The sequence below is a fragment of the Cyclobacterium xiamenense genome, from assembly GCF_900109255.1.
Classification (GTDB): Bacteria; Bacteroidota; Bacteroidia; order Cytophagales; family Cyclobacteriaceae; genus Cyclobacterium; species Cyclobacterium xiamenense.
In genome coordinates this window covers 934,215-952,582 of sequence record NZ_FNZH01000001.1, presented here as the reverse complement: position 1 = coordinate 952,582, position 18,368 = coordinate 934,215, and the positions used below count along the sequence as shown (strand labels likewise).

Here is an 18,368-nt window from a genome sequence, read left to right as displayed (position 1 = left end):
AAAAATGAATTAGGCAATCCGGCGTTGCTCCTGCCAGGATTCGGTGAAATTGATATTGATGATAAAGGCGATGCTTATATCCAGGCCAAAGGTGACCTGGCATTGCATATCGGTACGGGAATCACCCCCGGGCAGTGCCTTTTTGGCATACGTACCTTTGGCTTCAATGCGAATGGTAATCGACACGATGCCGCCCAGTATTTCCGCATGCCCCTCGAAAAGCAGAAAAGCGGAGACTTCCACAATTCCCTCGGCAATAAAGATTTCCGCTCCGACGACGAACAGGACGCTGACATTTCCGGCAACCGGTAGCCCTACCACGATTTGTGCGCCGAATCCAAATTTCATCCGTAAGGAAGGACCCAGCTGGGTATCCGCGGCGATGTCCACCTCAGCCTGTCCAATGGCGTAAATGGTCGCTGCAGAAACGGAAACACACATTACGGACAACCGCCCGTAGAATCCCAACACCCCACCGGCCGAGGGCAGCAATTCGTTGGCATTGGTGGTGACTTTCAGGGCGGCATTGAAATAAGCTCCGATTTTTAGGCCGGCCTCTAGTTTAAAGGGGGTATTCGGATCGTTGTAAACCGCATCTGGTACCGGGAAGCGAATGACTGGAATTTCCTTGGAGGCCTCAAATTTGTATTCCCAGCTGCCTGCTTTGTTACTCATGGCCAACTGCAGCCCATTTTGCACCGCTTCTCCGTAATTGCCTTCCTGCAGGCTTTGCAGGATCTCCAGTAGGTCTACCAGGGGATCCAACTCCGGAGCAAACTCTAAATCGGGTTTGGGATAGGTGGCTTCCTTTCCCTTTTCGGAATCCCAATTTCCGCGGATGGTCATGAGCCGCTTGATGCCTGCCAGGTCGATCACCAGCCCGATATTGTTCATTTTGCTTTTCCAGCTTTCGGTGACCGAGTTGATGTCAAAATCCAGCGAACCGGGTTCTTCTATCGTGCCATTTTTATCCTTCTTTGCATACTCGATGTAAATCCGGAAATTGCCCTCACCCACATCGATCAATTCAAACTCCGTGGGTAGGTCAAACAATTCCTCCGGATTGTGCAGGAGCTGAAGTCCCTGCTCCTTGACATTATTGAGCGTATCCTGCACGTCCATCAGTTCGAAAACATCCTGGCCCAAATCCTGAAGCGCATTCAAATCAAAGGGGATGGAACCGTTTTTCTTCATGAGAATGGCCTCTCCCAGTGTTTGCAGCGAGAAATCGTCCCCGGCCCCGATATTGGGGAAGATGCCTTTGGTATTGACTATGCGAAAGGCATCCACGAATAACGGCGGTGTTTTGCTAAGCAGCTTTTTCAGCCCATTTTGAAAAGAGGGGGTCAACAGCAGTGCCTTCTGCGTATCCGTGCTTTGTAGAAATCCGTAATTCACGGTACCGTTTATCGGTTGCCGGAATAATTCCAGCGGTTCGGCTATTCGGGTAAGTACGGCATTGACAGGCGTATCGATTTTTACCGATTCCCCGTCTTTGATGATCTTTCCGGGCCGGATTACCGGAATCCCAAAATTGGGAGGAACCGGGCTCACCTCGCCGTTGGCACGTTCGTGTCGGACCATCGACCAGCTGCCGTCTTTTGGGAGCAATACGTTGCCCCTGCCTGCCAGGCAAAAAACCGGGTCGGAGCCGTTTTGTGCAAACGAATTGTTGAAATCAAAGTGGCTGAAACGCATTTTCTGCGCACTACCGACCAATTCAACTTCGCAATCAATCGCTCCACCAATTGTTCCTTGCCGTTGGACCAGTTGCCTCAAGGCGGCATTATTAAGCGGAAAACCTTTGGGACCCAGCTGCACGAAGCCCAGGATGCGGCTAGAGGGCACCAGTTCCTTCTCCCCCTCCGCAGTAGTTTTGGTTTGCATGCCAGCCGTAGCGCCTTCGATCTCTACGTCGGCGTCGAAATACACCGGCTGCAACTTGACATCAAAATTTTGGGGGGTGTTTACCTCCATACCCAGCTGGTCTACCGATTCTGCGAATAGCACGTTTTCTTCAAAGGGAGCGACTTCCGCCGTTTCAACGATATTGGAGACGTTGTATAGCCCCTTAACAAGGCCAGGGTGAATGGCAAACTCCGCCATTTTTTCTACGGCAATCAGCTGGGGTTCGGGATTTTCTGGTGGGCCTCCCGGAAAAGCTGGATTTGTTTCGTACACGTAATACCTGAAATCAAACTTTCCGTCGCTTTCTGCACGCCAGCCACTGTCAAACCGGTAAACGTAACCCGAACTAACCCGGAACAGGGTGATTGTTCGCACCACCTTGATGGCCCAGGGGTAAAGAATGCTTTTGACCTGAATGATCTCGTGGGAGCAGCGCCCCAGCATTACATCAAATTTTGCCTGACTGGTTTCCGCAACCGCCGCTTTGGTATTCAGCCAATTGCTAAACATGCTGGCACCGTACCCGCTTAGGTCCATGCGCGTGACCGGCACCCCGCGTTGCTTGAATAGCTCAAAGGGATAATTGCTGTCGTAGAAAAATTCCCGGTTAAAGATATCGGTCACACTACCTCCCAGGGTACTGTTGCCGGTGGCATTTCCCAAAAAGTCCAGCACGTTGTTCAGCTGTACCGTGGTGCCCATAAACATGTCACTATCGCCCTCTCGTAGGGGTGTTCCGGCATCCATGCGAAGCTGCAGGCCGGATTGCATGGCATTATCAAAATTAATTTTGGTTTCCCGCAGGTTGCCACCTTTCCGATCCACGTTATTAAACCGGTAGTTTTCGGTAAGCAAGGCGGCAGCCTTCATGCCAAAAGGCAGGGTAAAAAAGGAAAAGGCTTGAAACGCGGTGTCCTTTAGACGCTTTTCCAACAGAAAATCGGTCAGCGGGAGTGGCGCGAGTACGACTTTTTCCTTGCTGTTATTAGCGATACGGGTAGGGCCTCCGTCGTTGGGATAGTAGTTAAAGCCTCCGGCCGGATCGCCGGGAATGGGCCCATCTGGCGGCGGGGCCGGAGGAGAAAGGTTGATCACGGGCTCCCAGGATATCTGGGGCACGGTAAAGGCCCGCACATTTTCTCCGTTGCTCACCACATCCAATCCTTGTACCTGCAGCGAAAAAAAGCTGTAGGAAATCTCTCCCGTAATGGGATCCCTTTCGGTGTCTACACGGAACTGCCGGCGGTCAAACAAATCAAAGCTGATGCCGAAAAGATCTGCATTGGTGCTGACATCCAGAAGGGCGAATACATCTCTTCGGTACCGGTTGGTCTCTTTTTCCCATCGGTTCCCGTAGTCCGGTAAGGGTTTCCTGACGGGACTTGCGGCCGGGGTGGCAGCGGATGCGAACTTGGCCATGGCCTGTGGCTCCACCTGTTCCAGGGAATTGGAGAAGCTCATGGCGGAAAGCCGGTTCGCGGGATTCTCCAAATCTGCCTGCATGGCAAAGGAATTAGTGGCATTGATGACCGTTCCCGAAAAATTCCCCGGGCTGCTTGTGTCCGGTGCAGGTGTTGCGGAATCGGATGTGCTCTCCAGGGAAATCCCTCCGAAAAGTTGTGCTAACGGAGAAAAGTGAAACGTCACCTCTACCTCATCGCCTTCCGTTGCTGCGGACCAGCTTGTTTTCCCCAGGAGCCAGCCTTGCATGGAGGCCGCTGCCGCGCCGGGAAGGCCGGCACTATCCGGACGAAATTGATTTCGAATCAGGCCCAGATTGGCAGCATAGGGATCGGGTAAGGTGGGAATATAGGCCAACAGGCCGAAGGAAAGAAACAGGGATCCCTCGTAGACCTTGGAAAAGTCTTCGGTGACCTTACCAAATAACAGGCAGCCATTGGGTTGGGTGACCTTGAACAGCGCGTTGCTCATGGCCAGGGCCATTTGTTCCGGCCGGTAGGGGTCCTGATTGGTGATTTCCCCTGTGTCGGCAATCAGGTTATCGTCGTATAGGTAAGCGAGCCGGTCAGCGGAAGTAGCCGACAGGATCAGCAGGGAATGTTTGGATTGAACCGATGGAGGACTGCCGTCTACTTTTACCGGGCGGTCCACCTGAAAATCTGCATCGCAAAACCGCATGAGGATTTCGCTCCCATTGGCATTGCTTAGATAGAGCAAAGGCCCAGCTTGAGGAAAGGTCAATTGCACATGGGAGGGTACAACTTGCTCCGCTTCTCTCCAAAGCTCCAACACCTGGCTTGCATGGGGATTGGCTACATTAAAATCAGCCAACAGCAATTGCCCGGGTGAAGCCAAAAAATGAGTTTGGGACAGCTGGAAGCCATTTCCCGCCAACCCCTTCCAGGAATTTACCAACCCAGGACCTGTGCGCAGGTAAAGTTGTCCCGTTCCTTCCGGGAGGGTCGGCTGATTTAGGTTCAATTGGGTCAGCGGCAATAGCCAACCGCTTAGTTCCAGAGGCGCTTTGTTTCGCAAGAAGTTAAAATCCGACTCGGGCTGCTGCACGACTATTTCACTGACTGAGGACTGAAAGGGAATAAGAATCCGTTGAAGTTGCGGATGGTAGCTTAGCGGTTCATTCTTTGACCAGGTAAGGGAAATTTTTTGTCCCATCAATTGCCAGCCGGCTTTTCCGATTCGCATGATGGAAGCAGTACTACCTGAGATGCGAAAACTAAACGTAGACGGAAAGTTCAAGGACATGCTCGCCGCTGCTTTTCCGTAGGTAGTAGCGGTTTTGTCAGAAGCCGACGACTCCTGCTGCGCCAAGGTTAGGGCAACCTCAATTGTGGCGTTGGCCGGTAGGGTTAGCTTTTTGTTCGTATTTTTAGCAACATGGCTGAGCTTTAATGTACCGGACTGAATCGTCAGGCCAGTATAGGACCCTTCGGGGGCATTTGGGGAAAACAAACGAGCATTGATCCAGATACCGCCTTTTGCCAGGTTGTATTGGATTTGTCTGCTGCTTAGTACGGCTCTGGTTCGAATCCCTTCTACCTTTTTTGCTGGCTGGAAAAGCAGGATTGGGGAGGCAATTCCCTGCTTGTACAGGGCAGTGAAGGTGCCTATGGGCAAAAAATCAAACCAGAACTGCCTTCCGTCGATTCCCTGCAGGGGGCCAACCGTTTGGTCCACCTTCGAACCTGCCGACCAGGAGGCCACCGACTGCGGAAGCAGCGGATCCCGCAAGGGCAGATCCCGGCGAAAAACAGTAAACTGGGTCTCCGGTTCCTTCTTTTTCCGTGCTTTTTCGATGGTTTGGATCGACTTTTTTTGGGTATCGCTAAGCGACTCTGCCTGAAACAAGTCCGACTTTTCAATGGAAAAGGGATTGGGCCGCAGTGCCAAGGGGTCGCCTTCCAGGTGGGTCCGGGTAAGTAATTTATTCAACTGCAGGGATGCTTTTTTATCTTCGGCTGTGCTTAGGCGCAGGGGCCCAATCAACCCGGATAGCAGGGCATTGATGGCTGGTTTCTTCATGGTATGGGGTTTACTAACCGAAAAGTCAAAAACGGTAGGTTGCAGTTACCGAATTCTCGTACACGACGAAAAATAAAGCTAGCCGTATCACCGGAAAGGCGCAATCCCCAAAAAAGGGGATTTTTTAGATCAAATCATATTTGGAAGCTTCCTTGATAAGTTGGGCGGTATTTTTGACGGCAAACTTTTCGATCAAGTGCTTGCGATGAGTGATTGCCGTATGGATGCTGATGTACAGCCGATCGGCGATTTCTTTGGAAGAGTACCCTTCTCCTAGTAGAAATAACACTTCTTTTTCTCTCGCGGAAATATCACAACTTCGTGTTCGTGTAGAGAAGCGAAACTGGGAAAGCGTGTTTTCGATCCGCTCTTTATTTGATAAATCATATAAATAGCTAATTAACAGATTCTTATAAGGCTTCATCAGAAGCGTTACCTGATGCTGTAGCAGACACCATTTGCGCTGCGAATCTTGAATATGGTACGAAAAGATCGGTCCCAATAGCCCACGATCAAAAAAGTTGGACGTAGAGGTGATGCTTTCGATTGTCGTTCGGATGCCTGGTAATTCCTCCGGCTTGATCCGGTTAAACCAAAACTCCCAGCCACCTTCGGTCATTTCCTGCTTGCTGTAGCCCAAAATGGCAGCGAACGAATTGTTGTGGTACAAAAACTTTTTTTTTCCATTATCAAACACACTCACCATTAAATCTCGCTCTCCCTCACAACAACAGGAAAGTGCATGCATTTCCTCCAGGGACAAGGTTTCATTGCTTGCGTTTTTCGATTGCATCTGCGTAATAAAAAGTCTTCTAATCAAGGGTTTACAGCGAAATATACACATTAAATCAGATAAAAGATAGTACAGGGGAAAGCATTTCGAACAATTGGTTCAACTATCTGAGTTGCGAACCATTCTCGCCTAATTTGGCACTGCTACCGTATACTACCTTGACAAATCGGGGATAATCCGTACATTTAATAGACAAACAAACGTTTTGAACCAATGTGGGACGACGACGACGATACCCGACAATACCTGGTGGTGGTTAACCATGAAGAGCAATACAGCATTTGGCCGGAGGGCCGTGAACTGCCGCTTGGCTGGCAAGCGGTCGGAAAAGCAGGAACCAAGCAGGAATGCCTGGATTATATAGAAGAAGTTTGGACCGATATGCGGCCGCTTTCTTTGCGAAAAAAAATGGAAGAAATGCAGCGCAATCGGGAAAAAGACAGCTAAATATCTTCGTAAAAGAAACCCGTTTCACCCCCAAAATACCAAAATTCATGCTTGTACGCGCGAGACTAACGCCTTTGCTGCTAACGGCTCTTTTGATCCTGGTGCTAGCCTTTAGCGGCAGGGCCAATGAACTGGATACCATTCGACATCGAGTAGTAGCCGAATTGCTAAAAACCGAGGTTTCGGAGGCAAAGGTACAGGATATTCTGGACCGAATGCGTTCGGACGGTTCGTTTCCAGATATCAACTACGAAGATTTGAGCCGAACGGCAGGCTTTCCCCACCGACACCATACAGCAGATTTGGTGTATTTGGCAACGGCCTACCGTAAACCCTCCTCCTCGTTTTACCAGGATCCGGAGTTAAAGCAAAAAATTACCGTTTCCCTGGATTATTGGGTGGAAAACGATTTTTTTGGCGATAACTGGCACAACAACCAAATATCCACCCCGACCAATTTGGTAAACCTGATGCTGCTGATCGGAGATGAATTGCCGGAAGATCTGGTGGAAAGTGCGCAGCCCATCATTGGACGGGCGCACATGAATGCTTCCGGAGCCCGTCCCAGTGGGGACCGCATTGTTATCGCTGGAATCCTGGCCAAGAACCTATTGTTTACCGGAGATAAAGCCGCGTTTGACGAGGTAATTTCCATCATTGCCAATGAAATCAAGTTTTCTACCGGAGAGCGGGGCATGCAACACGACTACAGTTTTCACCACCGGGTGGATCGGGTAAACAATACCACCTCCTATGGCTACGGTAAGTACGCCAATGCCTTCGGCGAATGGGCAGATTATGTGGCCGGTACCTCCTATGCCTTTGACACCGATAGGATCAATCAGCTGGTGGATTATTACCTGGACGGGGTCTACAAGCAGCTGGTCTACGGTATCTACGAAGACATCAGCGTAAAGAACCGGGCCATTTCCAATCAAACCAGCTTTCAGCCGAAAGGGACGGTGGAGATCGAACGGCTTTTGCGCAGTACCGATTACCGGAAAGCAGAACTCGAGGAAATCATACAGCTACGTAAAGGCGAGCGCTCCCCTACCCGCGCTTTTGCAAAATTTTTCTGGCAAACGGAACATTTTGTACTGCAGCGACCGGATTTTTATACGACCGTGCGGATGTTTTCCGCCCGCAACCGCAACATGGAAATCCCCTACAATGGCCCAGGCATTACCACCCACCATCGGGCAGACGGCACCAATTACCTCCAGCTAACCGGCAACGAATACCACGATATCTGGCCCGTATACGACTGGCAGAAAATATCCGGTACCACCATTCTTCAAAAACCCGAATTACACGGTCCCGATGATATACAGATGGATGGGTTGACGGATTTTGTGGGTGCTGCCGATGACGGCTATTTCGGTGCGGTAGGCTTTGATTTTATCAGTCCGCACGATGGTACCAGGGCAAAAAAGGGATGGTTTTTCTTTGATCGGGTCTTTGTTTGTCTGGGGGCCGGAATTGCCTCGGACAAGCCCCATTCCGTAGCCACGACGGTGGATCAGGTCTTGCTCCGGGGCCCGATCCGGGTACAGCAACAGCACAGCGATCCCCGGGTCTTACCTGAGGGGGAACACAAACTGGAAGAGTTGGAATGGTTGTACCACGACGGTGTGGGCTATTGGTTTCCCGACCGACCTACGCTGCTGATAAAGAATCAAGAAGAGCGCGGAAGTTGGGCCGATATCACCGATCAGAAAAATATTTCCACGGAAGAAATACAAAAAAAGGTTCTGACCGCTTATTTCGATCACGGTATTCGCCCTCAGGAAGCGGGATATGCCTATGTGGTCGCGCCAAGAGTCAATGCGAAAGAACTGGCTTCCCTTTCACGGTCCGGATTTGCCATTCTGGCTAATAATCATCAGTTACAGGCGGTACACCACCCTGGCCTGGAGCAAACGCAAGCCGTATTTTACGAGGCAGGCTCCCTTTCTCTGTCTGATGGAAACGAAGTGACCGCAGCCCAGCCGGGGATTGTACTGATTAAAAAGAACGACAATTTCATTCAATCCCTGACCGTAGCAGATCCCTTGCGATCGGCGATGGTTTTTGTGATCCACCTTCCCGGCCGGTACGAGACACCATCAGAGGGCGTGACGGCTGACTGGGACAGCGCTACGAACAGCACGCGGCTCGACATTGAATTGCCTCGAGGAGTTTATGCCGGGAAATCCGTAACGCTAGAACTGCAGCGCCGTGACCAGTAGATTTTTTCTGGTGATCATTTGCAGTTGGATACCTTAGGGAATAAAACCGATTACTGTACTACTTCTTTAGACAACTAATTTATGCGAATGCTACCTGTCAAACTCTTAATTGCTTGTTTTTGGATTCTCATGTTTCTGGGGATTCATTCCCTCCAGGCCCAACAGCCTCCAAACATCATCCTGATCCTTGCGGATGATCTGGGCTACGAGGTCTTGCCGGCCTATGGCAATAACGAACATCAAACGCCCTCACTGGACCGCATGGCTGCCGGAGGCATGGTATTTGAAAACGCCCATGCCATGCCCTTGTGTACACCTTCGCGGGTACAACTGATGACGGGGAAATACAATTTTCGCAATTACATCGGTTTCGGCTTGCTGGACCCTAGTGAAAAAACCATGGCCCACTGGCTTCAGGAACAGGGCTATGCCACCTGCGTGGTCGGTAAGTGGCAGTTGTATGGCAATGCACGGCAGCGGGAATTGGCCGGGGGAAAGGTTGGCAGCCGGCCGGAGGAAGCGGGCTTCGATTCCTATCGGCTGTGGCAGGTGAGCGATCTGGGTTCCCGGTATAAGGATCCCCTACTGGAAACCAAAGGCAATGGCCTGGAAAAGTTTGACGGGCAGTACGGTCCAGACCTTTTTACCGACTACCTGGAGGATTTTGTAGAGCAGCAGGCAGGTGATCCCTTTTTCGCTTATTTCCCCATGGCGCTGACCCACGATCCCTTTGAGCCGTACCCCGGTTCCCCTGATTTTGCATCCTACGATCCCCAAAAGCGGGTCAACGATCCTCAGTATTTCCCTGGGATGGTGACCTATATGGACAAGTTGGTGGGACGGATTATCGACAAGGTGGCTGAACTGGGCATTGCCGAAAAGACCCTGATCCTGTTTGTGGGTGATAACGGCACCGACCGGGATGTGGTCACAAGTTTTAAGGGACAGGATTTGCGCGGTAACAAAGGCTATACCAACGATTTGGGAACGCATGTGCCGATGTTGGCCTATTGGCCGGGGACGGTCGCTGCGGGCAGCAGAAATGAAAATTTGATCGACCTGACGGATTTTTTACCCACGTTGCTGGAAGTATCCGGCAAGGAACCCAATGCCTTGCCCGGACCCCTGGATGGGATCAGTTTTTATCCCCAATTGACGGATTCCGGGTACAGCGGACCGGTGCGGGAATGGGTATTTTGCCACTACGACCCCAATTGGGGCAATTTTAAGGCCCGAACCTTTGTCTACGATACCGACTGGAAGTACTATGCCGATGGAGAAATTTACGATCTCTACAACGATTTGCTGGAAACCCGGCCGCTCGATTTTGCAGCGTTGGATGCTACCGGTAAAAAAGCGATTCGCACATTCCGTAAGGTGCTGAAGCAGATGCGGTAGTAGACGGTTGCAAAAAAAAGAACCATACAAGGCATTGAAGGTCATATAAGAGGAGTTTAAGGCAGAAAAATAACCTTTCCCTTGATTTACAGATGGATATTGTAAAAAAAGTAGGCAGCAATCCATATTATCAAAAAAGTCTTATACGCCCTTATATGGTTTATAAAATTTGAGGCGTTTAAGATCGAAAATCACCCTTCCCTCGCTTTAAAGTTGCGTATTACACAGAAAATTATCAAAAAACTTATATGCTCTAATATGCCTTATATGGTTTAATAATAAGTGGACCCATAGACGTGGCAGTCAAAGAGTAGGGACTGCGTATGGATTGACGTCTATATTTCGCGCCTTCAGCGCTTGGGATGCTGCTATCCGTATTGTTGTCACAGGGCTACACCCTGCGCTGTGGTATTTTGCGCCTTCAGCGCTAGGAATTCAAAACTCGTCTTTTTCCTAATATGGATTGAAAATAAGTGGAACCATATAAGGGCATAGAAGAGGAACCCCGGCAGATTACATAGTCTCCTTTGGTTTCAAACTCATATGGTGCAGAACCCATAGTTAAGAAGATCCCTATGCGCGCTCATGTGCCCTATGTGGTTAAAAATGAAACTTATACGGCGCTGAAGGGCATAATAGAGGGATTTTATTGGGGGATAATTTTTTTTGAAGCCCTAATATCTCGAAAAAACGGGAACCATCAATTCAACCGATGTAAACCCCTTAAATGACCTTATATGCCTTATATGGTTTAAAAAAAACTTGAACACTATAAAGCGAGAATGGGATCAAAAAATGTAGGTGCCTTTCATTCAATCCAGGTCATGTTGAAAAAAGATATGGTAAAAGACCTGAATAAATAACTTCATCGACTGTTATACGCCAAAACCTCCTTAACCCATACTTCCGCTTCGCCATTGGTCTCGAAGACCTGGTAGGGAATCGGCTGCCGTTGGAAGGAAAAAATCATTTTTAGCAGGGTCCGGATGGCGGCGCTGGGAATGACATAGGCCGTACCCAGGCAATAGTCTTCCATCAATTGCTTATTCTCCCGAAGCCAGTCTCCCTGCATTTTCTGGTGCGCAAAGGAAGGAACACTCGCCTTGCTGGCATCGAAGATCAGGACAAGTTTTCGTTTGTGCCGGTAGCAATTCTTGGTTTCCTCCAGATAGTCCTGGAAATTACTGTCACTGCTTTTACTCCCCGTAAAGGTGATGCGCACCAGAGGGAAAGCCGACTCGTCGACGGTTGCGTACTTCTCCATGGATACCCAACACCCATCGAGGCAAATGGTTGCAAAAGCGACGAAGAATTCAACGCATTCGCGTGTAAATGCTGCGTAACGTGCCAATCAAAAACCCCAGCAGCGGTTACAACAAACCCTTGAATGTACGACTCGATTGCTTGATGGAGAAAAACGACTAGACCAGGCTTTCGTACCGACTGCCCACTTGCTCCCAATCCACCAGGTTCCAAAAGGCAGTTACGTAATCCCCCCGTCGGTTTTGGTAGTTCAGGTAATAGGCATGTTCCCATACATCAATTCCCAGCAAGGGAATACCTTGAAAATCAGACAGGTTCATTAGAGGATTGTCCTGATTGGGCGTAGAGCCGACGGCCAATTGTTGATTTTTATCCACTACCAACCAGGCCCAGCCGGAGCCAAATCGGGTGGCTGCCGCAGTTTCGAACTGAGTTTTGAACGCTTCGAAATCGCCGAACGTGGCGTCAATCGCCTCCGCTAGTTTTCCTTCAGGGCTGCCTGGTGCATCGGGGCGCATATGCTTCCAAAACAATTCGTGGTTGTAGTGCCCCCCCCCATTGTTGCGCATTTTGGTAGAATAGTTTGAAACGTTCATCAAAATCTCCTCGAGGGGTTGGTTTGTATCCACGTTTTCTTCCGCCACAGCATCCCGAAGGTTTTTTGCATACCCCGCTGCGTGCTTACTGTAGTGGATTTCCATCGTATTCGCATCGATGTGCGGTTCCAGGGCGTCAAACGCATAGGCAAGTGGCGTCTGCTCGTATCCGGTACTCAAACTGCTACTGCCACCTTCTGCGCTGCGGTCGCTCCCACATGCATGTAAAAAAGCCGTTCCTATCAGGCTGCTTCCGATACCAAAAGCGAGGGTTGCACGGCTACCCTGTGCTAAAAACAAACGTCTGGATACTGGTGCGGTTAATTTCTTCATTCGGTTACTACTATTTGGTTGGCAAAACGTATGAATCAATGGGGCATACCGGTTTCTTTTCAATCAAGCATTTATCCTTTTCAGTTTTTCAACCATTGCGCCCCGTAGTAAGAACCAAGAATGCCCGATTTGGTTTTAGAAAATTAGGGTATTTACCCGTGTTTTTTGATTCAAGTTGGGTGAGGTTTGTTATCCGCTTTTCTCAACCAATGAATTATACTCCCGCTTTTTCACGGGTTGGTCTTGCCTTACTTGGTAAGGTCATATTGGCCGCATGGTCGGGAAGGGATCTTTTTCTGCACTTCGCAAGGGCTCGAAGCGGTATTTCGGCTGTCTAGGTACCTACCGAAGCACTCGAGAACGGACCGCTCCTTTTTCGAGCCGTCAATTTGTGTAGCAACATGTGTCTTGACTTTAGGGCTTATCCGCGCTGTTGACGTAACTTCTTTCTACTCAGTACTAGCGCAACAAGCAGCAAAGCAACAATCCCTGCCAGCCACAGTTGCCAGCGATTGCTCCGATGGAGACCGGCAATTAGTTCGGGATCGCCAATCAACACCAATCCAGCCCAGTAATCTGGAGAAAGTGCCCTGACGCTAGCACCAGCAAGGTCCCGAAGCTTGGCCTCCCGCAACGCCCCCTGTTTCTTTCCCTTTCCTGTACCCAAGGAATATAAGAAACCGTCGGTGATTTCCATGCTGGATTTTTCGTCCAACTTCCACAGATCGGTCAACAGGCTCTCCGATCCTGCATACCGAAAGGCAAGTGCGCGGGAAACGATTTTTTCCATGTTTTTGTTACTTTAATAGCTCAGGCTACTGCCCTTTCAGCGAGCAACCAAGGTAAACGAACAAGGTAGACAAAGAATTTACACACGCTTCTCGTTTCAAATCGCCTCTATTCACCTGTAGGTTTCCTAAAAAGCTTCACGCTAAACCAAACGACTGATGAAATTGCCCCTCCTTTTCCTTTCTTTTCTGTTACTTTTAACGATTTCGTGTACCGAAACCAAAACGCTGGAAGTGACCGCTACGGCCTACAACTCTGTGGAAAGTCAGACCAAAAAAGGAGACGCCGTGACAGCCGCCTGGGGAGATCAACTCAAGCCGGGAATGAAAGCGGTTGCTGTATCCCGTGATCTACTGCAAGAAGAAGGAATCGAACACGGTTCGGAATTGCAGATTTCGGGACTTCCTGGAACCTACCGGGTACTGGACAAAATGAATAAACGCTGGAAAAAGAAAATCGACATCTACATGGGTGAAAACGTAAAGCAGGCAAGAGCATGGGGCCGGCAGAACGTCGAAATTACCTGGGAGATCGATTGAATTTACCAGTGCGTAATTGGGTTGCCCGCAAGGTGTACGAATCCCGGATGTATCGAAACACGCAATTGGTTGAAAAAAGTTAGCGTTGGAACACGGAAGCGATACTGCAGTCCTATTTTCGACAGCCATTCCAGGCTCTAACCGGCCTTCGTCCGTAAAAAAGCAGCCGATACTGCCTAAAACCCGATAAGGCAGCCGGGTGGAATAAAGGCGCTATATTTTTCTCAAAACCGGCCGTTTTCCAGAATCAATGCCGTAGGAATCTCCTCAATTCCCCGAAGCAAGAGATTCGAATATTCGAGTAGGTTATGGGCATAGGCACCCAACACGATATCCTCGTCACCGTCTCCGTCCAAATCTCCGACATCCATGGTCAACCATTTACCCTGTGCTGCCTCGGGCAGGTACCTGGGTGCAAACTGCAAGTTCCCTTTGTTTTCAAACAAAAGAAATTGGTGCTCGGGCTGCTCAAGCTCGTCGTAGAAGGCAATGGTGGCCAGGTCCAAGTCTCCATCTCCGTCGTAGTCAACCGCCATCGCTTTCGCTGCGCCGTACTGCGGGTAAAACCAGGCTTCCTTAAATGCCGCCCCACCCGTATTTTCATAGATTCGAAAACCATGGTACGGTTTTGATACGGCGGAATAATCCCAATTATCCCCGTTGCTGATCAGCAGGTCCAACTCCCCGTCCCCATTCAGGTCTTGCAGTTCGAAGTAGCTGCTACCCATGACAGGAGAAAACTGCAGCAAGATTTTTTCGGGTGCAAATTGACCATTTCCCTGATTGTAGAAAACGGATAGGCGCTCGTTTCCCTGGCAAAACAGCGCCACGATATCCGGTTTTCCATCCCGATTGAGGTCGCGGATTTCGACCTTTCGTGCCCCGGCCCCGCCCAGATAAATCGGCTTTACAGAAAAATCTCCGTCCATGAATACCGACAAGTTGCCGCCATTGTGCCCGTAATTGCATAGCAATAAGTCGGGTTCCTTGTCCTGGGTAAGGTCCGCCCAAACACCATACACGGGTCGGGGCAGCTGGGCCAGAACTCCTTTCCACCTATTGGCGGGGATATCCATTTCGTAGACTGCTCCCTGGGAAAGATCACTGGGTGCAATGGAACCGATAGTAAGGAACTGGTAGACATGTGGGGCTTTTCGGAGGAAATGTACGGCAGGGCTGCTGATGGGAGGAAGGGTAAAGAGTTCGTTGTTTCGCGCTACTGCATACAGCTGACTGGTACCCGCATCCGAAAGCAGGAGTTCGCCTCGTTCCTCGTTAATGGCTACCAGACTGGTTTTCGGACCTTCTATGCCTTCAATAAACAGCTTCTTCGCAGTAAAGCCAGCCAATGGCTCCGGCGCTACTTTGGGAGCCTGCGGGGGTAAGGTGGTTGGTGCTTCGGTAACGTAAAAATCCACGATCGCCTGGAAATCTTCAGGGGATAGCAGGCTGCTTGCAGGGTACACCCCCAACTTTTTGCGTATGGCAATCTCCTCCTCCGTTCGGTCTTCCCAAACCCCCAACTTCTTCTGTGCAGACGGGTCACCCATGAGGGCGGCCATCTGGGGCAAGACCTGTGTTTTCCACACCTCTTTCGGCAAAAGGGATGGGGAGGGATAGGCATGGCAGCTCCCACAATGGCTTTTTACCAAATCCCGCCCACGCAAAAGTGGTACTTGTTGCGCCAGCGAAAAACCGCCACTTAGGAACAGCGACAATGTGAGCAGGAGGCAGGTACGTATGTGAATCATTTGTTGCCGATGGCTGATGGTTTGGTAACCCTTGGAATCTGTACAACCGTTACAGGCAGGTTTTATAGCGTCCGGAGCTTGATTTTTCATTGATTGTTTGAATATAATTCCTGCAAAGCGTATTTTAGGCGTTTACTTGAAAAATTTTGTTATGACTGAAATACAAGAATTCGTCGCCACCTACGCTGATTTGTTGAAATCCGAGGAGGTTATTGTGCATTGCGACACCGAAGGAAACATTTATTCTTCCATTGAAGCTGCCTATGCGGCCAAAAAATCGGGAAAAACCATCGAGCTTATCAACCTCCGGGAGACAGCGATGGAGGACTTGAAAGACATGGGAATCACCAAATCCGAGGCAGAGCAAATGATTCGCCTGCTGGAATTGCTTTACGCCGGTAAAAAAAGAGGTCGAAAGTCCAACCGCTAAGCGGGAAAGAACTTTCCATATCCGCATGGCCGAGCCATATGGCCATGTCGTTTTACTTACCCGTACCGGTTGGTTGCGCATCACTGGAACCAACCCGGTACCCTCGGTGGGCTTTTTTATTTGATCATCCATTCATACGTTTATTAGATACGCTATACCCATGAAAAAACAATCCCTCATTGCAGGCAGCCTTTTACTGCTTGCTGCTTTTAGTTGCAACAATGCTACAAAAGTAGCCGAACAAGAGACCCAGGCTAGCGATGCAAGCTACAGCCTGGTGCAGGACTCAACAAAAGTAAGCTTTGTTGCCTATAAGACGACCGATAAAGTACCCGTTGGTGGACAATTTACCGCCATTTCCATCGCTGATTTGGGCTCGGGAGATACGGCTCTGGAGGCCATGGACGGAACTAAATTCAGTATTCCGGTAAGCAGCCTGTTTACTAACGATCCTACCGGCACCCGAGACCCAAAAATCCTGGAGTTTTTCTTTGGGTTCCTGGAAAATACCGAACTGATCTCTGGGGTATTCAAGGTGGGTCCCGATAAACAGGCCGCGATCGACGTTACCTTAAATGGGAAAACAGAAAGCATCCCCCTGACCTACACCGTGGAAAACGACAGCAAGTTTGTGTTTGACGGAGTCATGGAACTGGCCAATTGGGATGCCCTGGGAGCCGTCGCATCCATCAACAAAGCCTGTGAAGCCTTGCATACGGGTGCCGATGGCATCAGCAAAACCTGGAGCGAAGTAGCCGTGCATGCAGAAGTGTTGTTAGCGAAAAAATAACCGATGACAGGCACCTCCTGTAAAAACAAAAATTCTTCCCGCGTCAGGTGTTCTGGCGCGGGATTATTTTTGTAAGCGAAAAAAAGCGACCAAAGATCCCTGCCATCGAAATACTACCTAAGCTGATTCGTTTGAGGAAATTTTAGCAGAAGTCGCTGGAGTATGCCGGTGCGGTGCCTCACTTAACAACACGGACCTATCCTGCGAATTGCCGCATGCTTCCTTGCCGGAAAATAGTCCGGACGAAGGAACAAGAAACCGACAGTTACGGAGTTTTACCGAAAAACGGTTAAAACAGTTGGTAAAATTGGTGACTTGATTTTTAGGCCTGTACAAGCCATCCTCGATTTCCTGCAGCAAGCAGTGCCGCTTTTTCCTACCGTTTTAACCCAGGATGTCCTGCAAACTCGCAAGGGCATATCCGATCCCCGTGGTCATGCCCTTGCCTCCCAGGCCTGTGCGGATGTGGATATTTTTTGATACGGCCTCTTCGACGATTGCAGCTTTTTCGGATAGGTAGTAATAGCCGGCCCAGGTAGATGCCATGTGCCGCAAGTCCAATTCGACGATACGGCCGGCCTCTTGCAGGATACGTTCGTTTATCTCCAGGTCAATACCGTAACCCAAGGTATCGATTTCCTTCGGATGTGCATACCGGTGGGAATCGCCAATCAGCAGACTCCCGTCCCGTGCCTGGTTGAAAAGGATATGTATCCCCTGCTCCTGCAAGGCGCGGTACCGTTCGACCGGGCGAAGCCGTGGGTAGGATGGACAATAGTGGGAAAAACTTTCGTACCTGCGTATGGACAGGCCCGTTAGCATGTTTCCCGTTAAACCTATCGTGCCAAGCGGACGCGTACGCATCATTTGTAGCTTGCACACCTGCCGCCCCGGGGCAGCAAATCGTTCCGGGAAAAGGAGATGAACTTCTGCTCCGTTGCAGATAACGACTTTATCCGCCGACCACTTTGCCCCATGCACGTATGCTGCTGCCCCATCGTTGGTGTCGGTACAAGCAGTAACCGGAGACCGGTACTGCAAGCACAAGCCCGGAAAACGACTTTTCATGTAGGCATGTAGCCGGCTCAACAGGCTTTCCGGTTCCAGGCTAAGCTCTTGCGGAAAATGCAAGGCCTCCCGAGCATAGCTGCCTCGAATGGCCGGATACTTTTGTTGTAGATTTCTGCCGGACAAAAGGGAACAGGGGTATCCTTTTGTATCGTAATGGGCCTTTAGCTCGTGCAGGAGCTGCACTTCTTCGGCATCGGAAGCCAGGTAGGCCGAACCATTTTCCTGTAGGGGAATACCGGCGGTTTGTTTGAGTTTGCGGTACCCCTCCAGGCTGCTGCAACCAAAGTCAAACCATTTACCTGCGAGACCGGAGGGAATCACTTGTCCAAAATTGCGCACCGTAGCTCCCATCGGTAAACTGTCCTTTTCCAGCAGGGCCACCCGCAAGCCCATTTCCAGGGCATGGTAGGCATGAAAGGTACCCAGGATGCCTGCTCCAACGACGATTAAGTCAAATCGCTTTTCCATTGCGTATCGTTTTGGCGGGGCCGTATTGGATTTTTTTTCAATTGACGACTGATTTCTGGGCAA

At 50.0% G+C, this 18,368-nt stretch carries 13 protein-coding genes; 6 read left to right on the top strand and 7 right to left on the bottom strand.

The genetic code is table 11. The annotated features are described in order from the left end of the window. Nucleotides 1-9: 9 nt before the first annotated feature. Nucleotides 10-5,409 (bottom strand): hypothetical protein, encoded by a 5,400-nt coding sequence (locus tag BMW71_RS03505; RefSeq protein ID WP_092169496.1) that lies wholly within the window; start codon nucleotides 5,407-5,409, stop codon nucleotides 10-12. A 124-nt stretch (nucleotides 5,410-5,533) separates the two neighbouring features. Then, nucleotides 5,534-6,229, bottom strand: a complete 696-nt coding sequence (locus tag BMW71_RS03500; RefSeq protein ID WP_218145554.1) for a LuxR C-terminal-related transcriptional regulator — start codon at nucleotides 6,227-6,229, stop codon at nucleotides 5,534-5,536. Nucleotides 6,230-6,415: 186 nt separating this feature from the next. On the opposite strand from BMW71_RS03500, the gene BMW71_RS03495 reads away from it, so the two are divergent. From BMW71_RS03495 to BMW71_RS03485, 3 genes are all read left to right on the top strand, one after another. Next, nucleotides 6,416-6,649, top strand: a complete 234-nt coding sequence (locus BMW71_RS03495) for an MbtH family protein (protein ID WP_092169494.1) — start codon at nucleotides 6,416-6,418, stop codon at nucleotides 6,647-6,649. Nucleotides 6,650-6,696: 47 nt separating this feature from the next. Continuing rightward, the gene (locus BMW71_RS03490; RefSeq protein ID WP_092169491.1) at nucleotides 6,697-8,877 is read left to right on the top strand and encodes a polysaccharide lyase family 8 super-sandwich domain-containing protein; all 2,181 of its coding nucleotides are present in this window, start codon (nucleotides 6,697-6,699) and stop codon (nucleotides 8,875-8,877) included. Nucleotides 8,878-8,964: 87 nt separating this feature from the next. Beyond that, nucleotides 8,965-10,275, top strand: a complete 1,311-nt coding sequence (locus BMW71_RS03485; RefSeq protein WP_244891064.1) for a sulfatase family protein — start codon at nucleotides 8,965-8,967, stop codon at nucleotides 10,273-10,275. An 865-nt stretch (nucleotides 10,276-11,140) separates the two neighbouring features. Here the strand turns inward: BMW71_RS03485 and BMW71_RS03480 are convergent. From BMW71_RS03480 to BMW71_RS03470, 3 genes are all read right to left on the bottom strand, one after another. After that, the gene (locus BMW71_RS03480) at nucleotides 11,141-11,539 is read right to left on the bottom strand and encodes a hypothetical protein (protein ID WP_092169485.1); all 399 of its coding nucleotides are present in this window, start codon (nucleotides 11,537-11,539) and stop codon (nucleotides 11,141-11,143) included. A 157-nt stretch (nucleotides 11,540-11,696) separates the two neighbouring features. Then, entirely contained in the window at nucleotides 11,697-12,467 is a 771-nt protein-coding gene (locus tag BMW71_RS03475; protein ID WP_092169481.1) for a superoxide dismutase, read from the bottom strand. 421 nt (nucleotides 12,468-12,888) lie between these two features. After that, nucleotides 12,889-13,257 carry a CHAT domain-containing protein gene (locus BMW71_RS03470; protein ID WP_092169479.1) on the bottom strand — a complete coding sequence of 123 codons (369 nt, stop codon included), beginning with the start codon at nucleotides 13,255-13,257 and terminating at the stop codon, nucleotides 12,889-12,891. A 157-nt stretch (nucleotides 13,258-13,414) separates the two neighbouring features. Here BMW71_RS03470 and BMW71_RS03465 point away from each other — a divergent pair, with 157 nt between their 5' ends. Beyond that, nucleotides 13,415-13,795, top strand: a complete 381-nt coding sequence (locus tag BMW71_RS03465) for a 3D domain-containing protein (RefSeq protein WP_092169476.1) — start codon at nucleotides 13,415-13,417, stop codon at nucleotides 13,793-13,795. A gap of 224 nt (nucleotides 13,796-14,019) precedes the next feature. Here the strand turns inward: BMW71_RS03465 and BMW71_RS03460 are convergent, their stop codons facing one another. Further along, a complete protein-coding gene (locus tag BMW71_RS03460) occupies nucleotides 14,020-15,546 on the bottom strand; it encodes an FG-GAP repeat domain-containing protein (protein ID WP_092170256.1) in 1,527 nt (508 codons plus the stop codon). Nucleotides 15,547-15,697: 151 nt separating this feature from the next. Here BMW71_RS03460 and BMW71_RS03455 point away from each other — a divergent pair, with 151 nt between their 5' ends. Next, nucleotides 15,698-15,976 (top strand): hypothetical protein, encoded by a 279-nt coding sequence (locus BMW71_RS03455; RefSeq protein WP_092169474.1) that lies wholly within the window; start codon nucleotides 15,698-15,700, stop codon nucleotides 15,974-15,976. A 160-nt stretch (nucleotides 15,977-16,136) separates the two neighbouring features. Beyond that, nucleotides 16,137-16,766: a YceI family protein gene (locus BMW71_RS03450; RefSeq protein WP_092169471.1), complete on the top strand. Its 630-nt coding sequence runs from the start codon at nucleotides 16,137-16,139 to the stop codon at nucleotides 16,764-16,766. 384 nt (nucleotides 16,767-17,150) lie between these two features. On the opposite strand, the gene BMW71_RS03445 is transcribed toward BMW71_RS03450, so the two are convergent. Continuing rightward, nucleotides 17,151-18,305 carry a TIGR03364 family FAD-dependent oxidoreductase gene (locus BMW71_RS03445; protein WP_092170253.1) on the bottom strand — a complete coding sequence of 385 codons (1,155 nt, stop codon included), beginning with the start codon at nucleotides 18,303-18,305 and terminating at the stop codon, nucleotides 17,151-17,153. Nucleotides 18,306-18,368 lie beyond the last annotated feature (63 nt).

Coding starts and splice junctions, on each gene's coding strand:
- BMW71_RS03460 (WP_092170256.1), bottom strand. CDS start 15,546: ATGATTCACATACGTACCTGCCTCCTGCTCACATTGTCGCTGTTCCTA.
- BMW71_RS03455 (WP_092169474.1), top strand. CDS start 15,698: ATGACTGAAATACAAGAATTCGTCGCCACCTACGCTGATTTGTTGAAA.
- BMW71_RS03465 (WP_092169476.1), top strand. CDS start 13,415: ATGAAATTGCCCCTCCTTTTCCTTTCTTTTCTGTTACTTTTAACGATT.
- BMW71_RS03505 (WP_092169496.1), bottom strand. CDS start 5,409: ATGAAGAAACCAGCCATCAATGCCCTGCTATCCGGGTTGATTGGGCCC.
- BMW71_RS03470 (WP_092169479.1), bottom strand. CDS start 13,257: ATGGAAAAAATCGTTTCCCGCGCACTTGCCTTTCGGTATGCAGGATCG.
- BMW71_RS03490 (WP_092169491.1), top strand. CDS start 6,697: ATGCTTGTACGCGCGAGACTAACGCCTTTGCTGCTAACGGCTCTTTTG.
- BMW71_RS03480 (WP_092169485.1), bottom strand. CDS start 11,539: ATGGAGAAGTACGCAACCGTCGACGAGTCGGCTTTCCCTCTGGTGCGC.
- BMW71_RS03445 (WP_092170253.1), bottom strand. CDS start 18,305: ATGGAAAAGCGATTTGACTTAATCGTCGTTGGAGCAGGCATCCTGGGT.
- BMW71_RS03495 (WP_092169494.1), top strand. CDS start 6,416: ATGTGGGACGACGACGACGATACCCGACAATACCTGGTGGTGGTTAAC.
- BMW71_RS03475 (WP_092169481.1), bottom strand. CDS start 12,467: ATGAAGAAATTAACCGCACCAGTATCCAGACGTTTGTTTTTAGCACAG.
- BMW71_RS03450 (WP_092169471.1), top strand. CDS start 16,137: ATGAAAAAACAATCCCTCATTGCAGGCAGCCTTTTACTGCTTGCTGCT.
- BMW71_RS03485 (WP_244891064.1), top strand. CDS start 8,965: ATGCTACCTGTCAAACTCTTAATTGCTTGTTTTTGGATTCTCATGTTT.